Origin of the sequence: uncultured Metabacillus sp. (genome assembly GCF_947503125.1) — a bacterium.
Classification (GTDB): Bacteria; Bacillota; Bacilli; order Bacillales; family Bacillaceae; genus Metabacillus.
In genome coordinates, this window is record NZ_CANNCR010000045.1 from 22,190 (window position 1) to 33,846 (window position 11,657).

At 34.4% G+C, this 11,657-nt stretch carries 12 protein-coding genes and 2 pseudogenes; 4 read left to right on the plus strand and 10 right to left on the minus strand.

Annotated features, from left to right (window positions below):
- Positions 1-67: 67 nt before the first annotated feature.
- The 10 genes from Q1B07_RS20395 to Q1B07_RS20440 form a co-directional block, all read right to left on the minus strand.
- Positions 68-1,261 (minus strand): cysteine desulfurase family protein, encoded by a 1,194-nt coding sequence (locus Q1B07_RS20395; RefSeq protein WP_299093589.1) that lies wholly within the window; start codon positions 1,259-1,261, stop codon positions 68-70.
- Positions 1,261-1,665 (minus strand): iron-sulfur cluster assembly scaffold protein, encoded by a 405-nt coding sequence (locus Q1B07_RS20400; RefSeq protein ID WP_299093590.1) that lies wholly within the window; start codon positions 1,663-1,665, stop codon positions 1,261-1,263. Before Q1B07_RS20400 ends, Q1B07_RS20395 begins: the two co-directional genes overlap by 1 nt.
- A complete protein-coding gene (locus Q1B07_RS20405; protein ID WP_299093591.1) occupies positions 1,666-2,838 on the minus strand; it encodes a LuxE family acyl-protein synthetase in 1,173 nt (390 codons plus the stop codon). It lies immediately after the preceding gene.
- Positions 2,835-3,095, minus strand: a complete 261-nt coding sequence (locus Q1B07_RS20410) for an acyl carrier protein (RefSeq protein ID WP_299093593.1) — start codon at positions 3,093-3,095, stop codon at positions 2,835-2,837. Before Q1B07_RS20410 ends, Q1B07_RS20405 begins: the two co-directional genes overlap by 4 nt.
- A 15-nt stretch (positions 3,096-3,110) precedes the next feature.
- Positions 3,111-4,157 carry an NAD(P)-binding domain-containing protein gene (locus Q1B07_RS20415; protein ID WP_299093595.1) on the minus strand — a complete coding sequence of 349 codons (1,047 nt, stop codon included), beginning with the start codon at positions 4,155-4,157 and terminating at the stop codon, positions 3,111-3,113.
- A 27-nt stretch (positions 4,158-4,184) separates the two neighbouring features.
- Entirely contained in the window at positions 4,185-5,972 is a 1,788-nt protein-coding gene (locus Q1B07_RS20420; protein WP_299833488.1) for a fatty acyl-AMP ligase, read from the minus strand.
- Positions 5,972-6,304 (minus strand): carboxymuconolactone decarboxylase family protein, encoded by a 333-nt coding sequence (locus Q1B07_RS20425; RefSeq protein ID WP_299093597.1) that lies wholly within the window; start codon positions 6,302-6,304, stop codon positions 5,972-5,974. The genes Q1B07_RS20420 and Q1B07_RS20425 overlap by 1 nt, the downstream gene beginning before the upstream one ends.
- Positions 6,305-6,925: 621 nt before the next feature.
- Complete coding sequence (locus Q1B07_RS20430; RefSeq protein WP_299093598.1) at positions 6,926-7,558, minus strand: O-methyltransferase; 633 nt, start codon at positions 7,556-7,558, stop codon at positions 6,926-6,928.
- Positions 7,559-7,619: 61 nt separating this feature from the next.
- A complete protein-coding gene (locus Q1B07_RS20435) occupies positions 7,620-8,105 on the minus strand; it encodes a nitroreductase (RefSeq protein WP_299093599.1) in 486 nt (161 codons plus the stop codon).
- 273 nt (positions 8,106-8,378) lie between these two features.
- Complete coding sequence (locus Q1B07_RS20440) at positions 8,379-8,834, minus strand: MarR family transcriptional regulator (RefSeq protein ID WP_299833493.1); 456 nt, start codon at positions 8,832-8,834, stop codon at positions 8,379-8,381.
- 183 nt (positions 8,835-9,017) lie between these two features.
- Here Q1B07_RS20440 and Q1B07_RS20445 point away from each other — a divergent pair, with 183 nt between their 5' ends.
- The 4 genes and pseudogenes from Q1B07_RS20445 to Q1B07_RS20460 all read left to right on the plus strand — a co-directional run bounded on the left by Q1B07_RS20445 (position 9,018) and on the right by Q1B07_RS20460 (position 10,872).
- Positions 9,018-9,599, plus strand: a complete 582-nt coding sequence (locus Q1B07_RS20445) for a TetR/AcrR family transcriptional regulator (RefSeq protein WP_299093601.1) — start codon at positions 9,018-9,020, stop codon at positions 9,597-9,599.
- A gap of 26 nt (positions 9,600-9,625) precedes the next feature.
- A pseudogene (locus tag Q1B07_RS20450) lies at positions 9,626-9,952 on the plus strand (MFS transporter); the annotation flags it as partial.
- Positions 9,952-10,134: pseudogene (locus Q1B07_RS20455) on the plus strand (YibE/F family protein); the annotation flags it as partial. The pseudogenes Q1B07_RS20450 and Q1B07_RS20455, both read left to right, overlap by 1 nt.
- A 330-nt stretch (positions 10,135-10,464) precedes the next feature.
- On the plus strand, positions 10,465-10,872 hold the full coding sequence (locus tag Q1B07_RS20460) for an LAGLIDADG family homing endonuclease (protein ID WP_299093602.1): 408 nt from the start codon (positions 10,465-10,467) through the stop codon (positions 10,870-10,872).
- Positions 10,873-11,657: the final 785 nt, after the last annotated feature.

Consider the following 11,657-nt stretch of genomic DNA (forward strand, 5'->3'; position numbering starts at 1 on the left):
ATTTCAATTTAATAGTTGTAAGATCAAAAAAACTCTCGTGTACCGAGAGTTTTTTCCTTTATAAATATCATCCTATATGAACACGTTCCTCTATTTTAGGAGAATATTTACTTGAAATTGTCCTTAATTGAGATACTATTTTTGAAATTAACCTTACAGCCTCAATGATTTCTAATTGAGTTGTAAACTTCCCAAAACTTATTCTAATAGAGCTTCTAATTTCATCATCAGACTTCCCCATTGCTTTTAAAACATAGGATAATTTCGCTGAAGAGGAGCTACATGCTGATGAAATTGACACACATACACCATATTGATTTAAGGCAGCTGCTAACGCTTCTCCTCTAATCCCTGAAAACTGTATATTTAATGTAGTTGGTACTGAAGATTCAAGGCTTCCATTTATGGACCAGTTAGAGAGATTTTTTAATTCTTCTAAAAAAATATTTCTTAAATCCTGCATTTGTTGATGATTGGAACTTAAATGATCTCTAGCAATTTTTGCTGCAACTCCTAATCCAATGATTCCCGCTACATTTTCAGTCCCTGAACGAATCCCCATTTCTTGTGATCCACCGAATATAAGAGGGGATATTTTAATGCCTTCTCTTATATACAAGCATCCAACACCTTTAGGACCATATATTTTATGGGCTGAAATAGAAAGACTATCAACAGCTATTTCTTTAACATCAATCTTTACCTTTCCAACCCCTTGGACAGCATCACAGTGAAAATGAATTCCGTTTTCCTTGCAGATTCTACTAATTTGTTCAATCGGTTGAATTGAACCTACTTCATTATTAACCATCATGATGGTTACAAGGCAGGTTTGTGTGTCAATAGCATTCAATAATTCTTTTATACCAATCACACCATTAGAATCTACTGGAAGCTTTGTAATTCTAAAACCATAGTATTCTTGAAGATGCCTGCAAGCTTCTAGAATGGCTGGATGTTCAATAGAGCTTGTAATGATATGTTTTTTATCTAAGTTCTTAAGTGCAATCCCCATTAATATGGTAGAGTTGGATTCAGAAGCACCACTCGTGAAAATAATTTCGTTTTCTTCAGCATTAATTAGTTCAGCAACATTTCTTCTAGCTTCACTAATGGCATCTTTAGCCTCTTTACCTAAAAAATATTTACTAGAAGGATTACCGAAAGAATTCATCAAATAAGGAACCATTGCCTGATATACATCATGATCCAACGGGGTCGTAGCATTGTAATCAAGATAAATAGTCTCCTTATTTATCACTAAAATGCACCTTCGCCTTCTACTAGAAACTCTTTTTTCTCAAGGTTTTTCTGAATTGGATGTGAACATTGATGGATGATGCTAAGTCCAATGTCAATACAATGATATTGAGCTGGTTCAAGTTCACCTAACCAATCTGAAACTTCATCACGAGTGATTGAAGTAAGTTCATCGAATGTTTTTCCTTTAATGACTTCTGAAACGATACTTGCTGTTGCAATGGAGGTTGAACATCCATATGCTAGGTAAGAAACCTCAGTAATTTGTTGTTCCTCAACTTTCAAAAACATATGAACGGTATCGCCGCATATTGGGTTACCAATTTCCACAACATAATCGTGGTTCTCCATTTCACCAATATTTCTTGGATTCATAAAATGCTCGCAAATAATATCATTAAACATTTACTCGCCTCCCGGCACAGCCATCATTTGCTTTTCTTTTTCTTCAATAAACTTTTCTAAGTTAATCGCACAGCAGCCCACCTCTACACCTGGCATACGTGAAATATAAACTAATTTTTGCCCATTTCGTCCACATTCACATGTAGTATCTTTACGTAAATATCCCACATCTTCTGTCAAGACAAAACCAGGATAGGAAATGCAAGTAGGATCATAAATAGCAATAACGCCACGCTCACCATATTCTACCTCTTCTAAAACATTCCGAGGATTTCTTAGTGATAAATGAACCCAAGGTGGAACATGCTTTTCTTGTTGGTCACATTCTACTGCTAACATATTTGCTTCTACTAACCCGTACATATCACGTACATTATTAATTTGCACACCTAGATATTCATGACAAAGGCGGTTAAATTCTTCCCTTGGAATTTCTTCGCCAGTAAACTTTTTCCATCCACCTAGTGTGATAATGTAGCTTTTCTTTTCCAAGTTTAACTTTAGGTTATTTTCCATACAGTATTTGATTAGCTTATGAATAAGAAAAGGCGGTCCAACTAAATGACGAGTATGTTTTCCTTCCCATGAATGAAGTAATTCCACCGCTTTCTCAGGATTGAATGTAACACGTTTTACCACATTTGCTGCTCCATCAAGTAAACCTGCAAATATATTTAATGCTTTCACCATGCCCATTTCTGGCATCTCTTCAGTTGGAGGAAAAAGAAATAGTCCCATACCGCGGGAAATTTGGAAAAATTCTCTATAAGTTGATACAACACTTTCAAATGCATTATCAACAGTAATTTTGTCACGTCTAGAAACGCTCGGAATACCACTTGTTCCCGTACTGCGCATCTCATATTCAACTTCATTTAATTTCGATGTCATTAAAAGGTGTGAATCACATTGTTTAAAAGTCTGTACCGGAATTAGTGGGATTTTCACTAAATCTTCGAACCCTTTAACGTCTTCTGGAGTTACTTGTTTTTTATGACAAACATCTCGATAAAACTCATTATTTTCATAATGGTGCTTAAAATTCTCAGCAATGATACTACCTTTATACTCATTTACAAGGTCGAAAGGCAGTTTATATAAATCATGTGAACTGCCGACTAACGTATTAAGTGGATTAAGTCCTAAATCTCTTAATTGTTCAGCTATATTCATTGACTTACCTCCTGAGAATTTTGGATATTATTAATTAACGTAATCAAATCATCAATTGTTTTGCACCAGCTATAATCATCTTGAGGTATAGAGATGTTAAATTTCTCTTCTAAGTCCAATACCAGTTCAACTCGATCAGCAGAATCCAGAGCTAGGTCTCCTGACATATCACTATCAAAATTAATTTTCTCAGCTTTTAATGAAGTAAAAGAAGTAATAGAGTTTTGGATCACTTTCAGCATTTCTTGTTTCTCCATGTTTATCCTCCAACATTAATTGGTTTGCAATTTCCCTGCTAAGTATTTGGCATCTTCTCCAACGCCTAATAATAAAGCCGAACCTCTTCGATATTGCCAAGATAATCCTATGAAAAATAACCCCGGTTCTTTTGTTACTCCTCTTTCATGAATCGGATTACCCTTTTCATCAAAAATATTTGATATATCTAACCAATCATAATCAGGTTTAAATCCGGTGGCCCAGATAATATTTTTCGGTTGTATCTCATTACCATTTTCAAATTTAATTTTTTGATCACTAAAACCAGTTGTTCTAGGAAGCATCTTAACTTTCCCTTCCTTGACTAATGGTATTATTTCCTTACCAATGATAGGATCATTCTTTTTAAGAAATTGGCCCGGTTTTGAATCTACAGTAAGCTTGGATATTCCCAGTACACTGAACCACCAAAAAATACTTTTGTTAAAAACCTGATATGGCAGGAATTTAGGCTTCTTACCCAATGATAGATATACATCTCTTGTAGAAGACAGCTCAGCAGCAATTTGCATTCCCGAGTTCCCGCCACCAACCACCAAAGTTGTTCCATCTTTTAGTTGAGAAGGATTTTTATAGTGTGCAGAATGAATTTGAAAAATATCATTTGGTATTTTGTCACTAAAATCAGGTATAGATGGTTTTTGAAATGGACCTGTAGCGATAATAAGATTTTTTGTTAAAAATTCTTCACCAGAGTTTGTGATAATATGAAAATTATCTTCCTCTTTAGAGACTTTTGTAATTTTTGTATTTAGTTTTACAGGCAGATTGAATTTTTTGGCGTACTCTTCCAAGTAATCCGCAACTTCATCTTTTGTTGGATAACCATTCTGGTCACCGGGTAATGACATACCTGGTAATGCACTATGTGAGCGAGGCGTAAACAATCTTAACGAATCATAACGTAATCGCCAAGAATCTCCTACTCTAGCATGGCTTTCTATTAGTAAAAATGAATTTGTCATATCTCGGAGATAATACCCCATAGCCAAACCAGCTTGCCCTGCCCCAACTATTATTGTGTTATATCGGTTTACCACAGAAACATATCCTTTCAAAAATCTTGGCTATTCTTTTTTATCGATGTGCCAAATGACTAATTCGTTATTTAAAAATTCCTGTTTACAAGCATTTCTTTGAATTTTCCCACTGGAAGTTTTAGGAATGGTGCCTGTTTTTATTAAACAAATACAATATGGTTGGATCCCATGTTCTTCCATGACTTTTTGACGAATGCGAGTTAAGACATTATTAGCATCTGACTTTTCATTTTGATGACTTGATTCTCTTGGTCTATAAGCTCTTTCGACTTCAGCAACAATGACTAGTTTTTCTTCATTCTCTTCAGTTATCGAAAATGAAGCACTGCATCCATTTCGTATTCCTATATGAGCTTTTTCCGTTGTTAATTCAATATCTTGGGGATAATAATTTTTTCCCCTTAAGATAATGACATCTTTCAATCTTCCGGTAATATATAACTGACCATTATTAATAAATCCTAGGTCTCCAGTTTTAAGATATTTATCAGCACTTTCATTAGATATAAGTCCGCTAAAACTTGCATTATCCCCTGTACCGAAATAACCTTTTGCCACATTTACGCCATTGACCCATATCTCACCTATTTCATTTTCTGAGCAGATATGATATGTATTTGGGTTAACGATTTTGATATCTTGTTCTAGATAGGTTGTTCCGCAGCTGACTAATGCAGTGGATTTATTGCTTTCACTAGTCTCTTGTACTTTATTGTCTCTTAAAGCTTGTGAATCAAAGTGCTTGATTATTGGCTTTTTATTACTTTCTCCACCTGAAATAAACAGAGTAGCTTCTGCCATTCCATAGCACGGATAAAAGCTTTCTTCTTTAAATCCACAATTTTTAAAGGCCTCAGCAAACTTTTTTAAAGTTTCATATCTTACTGGTTCGGCACCATTATAGGCTACTTTCCAAGAGCTTAAATCAATTAGAGTTTTCTGTTCATCAGTTATCTTTTTTACACATAACTCATAAGCAAAATTTGGTGCTCCACTTACGGTTGCTTTATACTTCGATATGGCTTGTAACCATCTCAATGGTTTTTGCAAGAAATCCATTGGTGACATCAGGATACTCGTTCCGCCTAAAAACAGTGGTTGAAGTACGTTCCCGATTAAACCCATATCATGGTATAAAGGCAGCCAGCCTAATACGATTGTGTTTTCATTATTATTAAATGCTTTTTTTATCATTTCTTCGTTGTAAAGAATGTTTTGATGTGTGACCATTACACCTTTTGGTTGTGAAGTAGATCCTGATGTGTATTGTAGAAAAGCAATGGATTCTCCGTTAACATTTGGCAGTGTCCATTGATCGGCTTGGGGGAGAATTAACTCATCAATGCAAATCCATTTTATATCCATTGAGGCTGTTTCCTCAGAAAAATGTTTGACAATTTTAGAGTGTAGCTGTGAAGTAGTAAAGATTATGTTTGTTGAAGCATCTACTAAAATACTTTTAATTCTATCCATGTTTCTACTAAGAGTAGGTGGATAAACAGGTACTGCAATTACACCTGCATAAAGGCATCCTAGAAAAGCTTTAACATATTCCACCCCTGGAGGATACATAATTAAGGCTTGTTTCCCAGGAAATCCTTTATTTTGCAAATAAGCTGCAATTCTTTTAGAATCCACAACTAATTGCTTATACGAAAGGAAAATTTCATCCTCTTCTCCAATTAAGTACTTAAAAGCTATTTTATGTGGATGCTTTTTTGCATTGTTATTCAATAAATCTATTAAAGAGGAGTGTGTACTATTTTTATTTAAACTGGTTTGCAGCATTTCTTTATTCCCCTCAAAATTTATCATTAATTTCTTTCATAGGCATTGATCGCATTTACACTATGGCTAATTGCAGCACCTGCTTTAAGAGCAGCTGCAACAGCAATTGCTTCAATTACTTCCTCCATCGTTCCACCTAACTTTTTATATTTGGCTACGTGAGCTTCAATACAATAAGGGCAACCAGTAGTATGAGCAACAGCAATCGCAATTAACTCTTTTGTCTTAGTTGGAATTTCACCATTCTGAAACACTTCATGTTCAAACTGCATAAACTTTTGTGCTACTTGCGGAGACCTTTCTTTTAGTTCCCCCAACTTATTCAAATAAGATAATTTGTACAAAGTATCATCTGCCATTTTAAAAATTCCCCTCTCAAATTATAATTTTGACACAAGATTAAGTTTACGAACAATAAAAGGAAATATTACTGCTTTTTTAGCACCACCTCCTATTTAGGATAAATTAACTATTTCATCTTAAATTGTTAATGAAAGTAATTATTATCCATTTTCTGCCACATATAAGTTTTACAAATTGGATTCTACTTGATCTGATTTTTGTTGTCAACAGCATTGTTAGATTATCTTCTCTAGCTTAATATTCTCTTTACAAATATTTTTTGAATTATTTTTATACCAAAATAACTACGTACTAAATTTCTTTTTCACTTTTTATAATGTTTTTTAATAGAAACTAAATGCAATTTATATTTTAAAAATATTAATTAACTTATTTTAAGAGAAACAACAAAGATAAAATTTACAAAAAAATTAAAAATGTGGATTTATTTACAGATAAATAAAATCTGTTGATTTTTCTAGAATCTTCAATGCTATTAATTAAACACTAAGACAAATTGCTCACCTTAGAACCAAAGGGGAATTTCACGTAAAGACAAAATTTGGATGTTTTATCATAAAAAAAGGATACCTACGGCGATAAACCAATAGGTAACCCTTCTTCTCATCCATCTATTTTTATTCCTTTACCCGACCAATTGCGATTCCGTCTCCAATCGGCAGAATAATCGATTCCAATTTAGGATCTTTTGCCAGACGTTCATTAAAGGCACGTATGTAATCTGTTTGCGCATCAATATAGGAATTGTCACAAACCCGTCCCCCTCGTAACACATTATCGCCGACAATTAGAGCACCGGGATTGGCAAGTTTTATTGACCATTCCAGGTAGTTCGGATAATTTTCTTTATCCGCATCAATAAAAATAAAATCAAACCTTTTTTGTTCCTTTTCGAGCTGCTCTAAACTGTTTAAGGCTTCGCCAGTATAGTAGGTTACCCGGTCGCCAAAACCAGCTTTTTTAACATTTTCATGTGCTAATTGGGCAAAGTTTTCTTTTAACTCTAGAGAGGTTAAATGTCCCTCTTTTCCTAGACCGCGGATAAGACAAACCCCACTATACCCGCCAAGCGCTCCAATTTCTAGAATCTCTTTGGCGCCGGAAATTTTCACTAATAGCGTCAGCAGCTTTCCGATTTCCGGCGGTACAGATATATTTCGCATTCCGTTTGCACGAATACTCCACAAGACTTGCTCTAAAACAGCATCATCCTTCGTAAACAGAGAATGGATATACTCCTCAACTTTCATCCTTTTTTCTCCTGAATGTAAGGTGGTATTGCTGCGGATAAACAATAGAATCTATTTCCTCTTACGATAAATGCTTTATTTTTTCTTGAATCGGTGTTCTCTCTTTTGGCTGATTTATTTCTTCTGGATAACCTACACCAAATACTCCAACCACATCATATCCCTCAGGCACTCCAAGAATTTCACGGTTTCTCGCAGCTCCTCCCATGGATGACCAGAATGTGCCAACTCCTTCTTCCCAGGCAGCTAAATTAAAATTCTGCACAAAGCATGCTGTAGCAATGAGGTTTTCTTCTGTTTCGATTTCAGTGGCACCATGCTTAGATAAAATTGCGAGTACTACAGGCGCATTAAAGAAATTTGTTTTGTGGTTTAATTTTTCTCTTGTTTCCGGACCAACCACATACACTTCCCACGGTTCGGTCATTTTATGATTCGGAGCCATTGCAGCCGCTTGCAGCCATTTGCTGATTTGCTCCATTTCAACCGGATCTGCTTTGAAATTTTTAATCGTACGTCGTGAATTGATGATATTAAGTATACTCATGAAAGATTCCTCCTTTAGAATGTTTGGAACTTTTTAGCATATTTTTGATCAGGACTTTTACTTTGCTGTGTTGTCATTCAAAACCGGGATGACAAACCTTTCCTACGCTTCTCCTACCGGTTTTGTCATTCATTACATATAACGTGCTTAAGCTTAAATTTATGAGGTAAATTAAATCAGTGTATAGAGCTCGTGAACTTAAAGGTATAGTCAAATTAGGAACAGAAATTATTTTGTATAGCGACCTTAAACATTTAATCGACTATAAAAGAGTTATTTCCGTTTAAATCCTTGTGGTTTTAGCTGACTTGTCATTTTCGTCATGATCTCAACAAGTGTGGACTGTTCCTCCGGTGTTAGCTGATTAAACGGACCAGAAAGCAGCTCGACTTGGGCATTTTTCATTTTCGTGATCGTCTCTTTACCAGCCTCTGTTAATTTGACAATTCGTGTTCGCGCATCGTACTTGTCTGGTTCACGATATACCATTCCTGCAAGCTCTAAGCGATCAATCATTTGTGACATTGAACTCGAACGAACCTCCAGCCGCTCCGCAAGCTGACCGATTGTACAACCATCATGTTTCCACAAAAAGCGAAGAATCAGCCATTGCGTTTTTGTAATTTCAGTTGCCTTTTGATTACTCCACTGATTACGCTTCATAAACCGGCCAATCGCTTGAAAACAGTCTACAAAATGTTCCAGCTGTTTATCACGTGCTTCCATCATACATTCACCTCACAATTAAATTATATAGCGATCCTAAATAAATTGTCAATACATGGTTATCTTCTATATAATTTTCCTAAAAACTTGTTTAGAATCTCTAAATCTATTATTAAAAACTTGCTTACTATTACTTTATCTGGTAAGATAACTGACGAACGTTCGTAAAAATCGAGGTGAAGTTTATTGAAAAGTAATGAAATTAAAGATGCAGCTCTAAAATATTTTACGATTCATGGATATGAAGGTGCTTCTCTCTCCCAAATTGCAGAAGAGGTTGGCATGAAAAAGCAATCGATCTACGCCCATTTTAAAGGGAAGGATGATCTCTTTCTGCAAGTTTTACATGATGCAAAAGAGACTGAGCTGTCTTCAAAGCTCCACTATTTCAGTATGGTAGATGCACAAAACCCAGAAAAAGACCTATATGGATTCCTGCAATTGGTAATTGATCTATTCCAAAAAAATGAACATTTAAAGTTTTGGCTGCGTATGTCCTTTTTTCCGCCAACCCACCTTGCAAAAGCAATTGAAATGGAAGTTATTGATATTGAGAGTAAGGTGCAGGCGATCCTCGAAAGTAAATTTCAGGATTGGATGAATGCGAAGGCAATCGTAGAAGATAAGGCAATAACGCCCACGTTCGCGTTCTTAGGTGTAGTCGATTCCATTATGCTTGAACTTGTATACGGCAATGATGAGAAACGACTAAAGGACAAATTAGAAGCCTCTTGGAAGGTATTTTGGAGAGGCATTTCACATCAATGATTCATGACAGAAAGAGGTGTTGATCCATGAAGAAACCAATAAAAGAACAAAAAGCAGTACTTATTATCCTCCTTAGCAATTTATTTATTGCCTTTCTAGGAATTGGCCTCATCATCCCTGTTATGCCATCCTTTATGGATATCATGCATTTATCAGGAAAAACGATGGGCTATCTAGTTGCTGTTTTTGCGGTTTCACAACTACTGATGTCACCATTTGCAGGACGTTGGGTGGACCGTTACGGCAGAAAGAACATAATCATAGCCGGACTATTCCTCTTCGGGGTTTCAGAACTTATCTTTGGTTTAGGAACAAATGTATCGTTACTCTATTTATCAAGGATCCTGGGAGGGTGATTTGGTTTAAAGATTTATCTTATTCAATAGGAGATATCGTAAACTCAAAAGTATTTAGTGCGGAAATGATCACGATATTTTGTGCTGGAATAGGTGTCGCTCTGATTATTCCCATTACCTCGTGGATTACTGCATATTTTTTAGTAAAAACAAAAGAAAATAGGAAGAAATTTAAATAGGCTTTAACATTACCTTTATTAAACAAGCTTGACTTAAATAAAGGGCGTGAACTTTAGAGTTCGCGTCTCTTTATTGAATATCCTCAATGGATTTAATTAATATTACTCCCCTACTTCATAATCACATGTATCGATACCCTTTTATTAATATTCTAAAGCTATTTAGAAAGATGCCAATATTTTATGTGGTCAACTAAGCTTATCTAAAAATTCTTAAATAAAGTAAACTTTATAATCCTTATATTGAAAATAATGATTATTTTATTTAAAATACTTATAGAATATATGTTCTATACATTTAATAAAGATCATTTCCATTTCTCTAGGAGGATGACAAATGAAGGCTCCGCTTATTTAGCTGGAATTATAGACGGTGAAGGCTCAATCACATTAACCAGAATGCATGATAGTGAACATCGTCGACCATGTATTTCAATTGCATCAACTGACAAAGAATTATTAACCTATGTCCAAACCTTAACAAAAGGAACCATGATTAATAAAAAGAATGATAATCCTGTCAAGCATAAGAATTCTTACACATTATACATAAAGAAAAAAGATGATGTTTTATTACTGTTAAATTATATTACTCTATATTTGAGAGTGGACAAGAAGAGAAATCGTGTGTTATGGATACTTAAGCATTACGAAAGAGTGACAATAAGGAATGGAAAATACAACTCAGAACAATTAAAGAAGAAATTATTATTTGAGGAGGCGTTTTTTAACATTTAATGTTTAGAAAAGATGAAGAGAAATGAATAATGGATTATTATCCTTAATATAAAACAAAAAGAACTGCAGTGTCTTACCTACAGTTCTTTCTAATTTATTAATGTAAAACAGCAAATTTATGGTTTAAAGTCACAAAAAAATAAAAGTATAACCATAAAGTGGCCAAATGCGGAACCATAAAGTGGCCAACCCTTGATACATCTTTGTTTTATGATTAATATCTCTTCACTTTTATGATCTTATACCATTTCATTATTAGTAAAAAATAAGCCTATTTTATAGTTTTGGCCACTTTATGGTTCCTAACTTAAGTTTTGGCCACTAAATGATAATAACTATTTATATTGTTTAAAGAGATTATTTTATTGTATTGTTTAAGCTTAAATAGTATCTTTTTAGAACAAATTAAAATTGGCCGAACACCCTAACTGAAGCAATAAGTAACATTCGAGCAAAGGTTAAGCTAAAAATTTAGATTATTTATTTCAAACCAAGTTTTTTTAACATTGAATGGTAAGTTTCACGAATAACCGGATTTCTAAAACTTGCAGGACTCTTCATTTTACTTCTTACAGCCTCTACCGTTGGATATTGTGAGTTATTACATAATCCTTCCATTATTGTTTTAACTTCTTCAATTCTAAGCATAAGATTAATTTCTTTTTGTGTCTTTTTATAATTTAGGTACTTATGAGATATTTTTTTACTATGGATAGGTTACACTTAGCTGGACAAAAAAATTAAGGGCTAGCAGACTGATAGAGAAATAAGTATATCAACCCTTA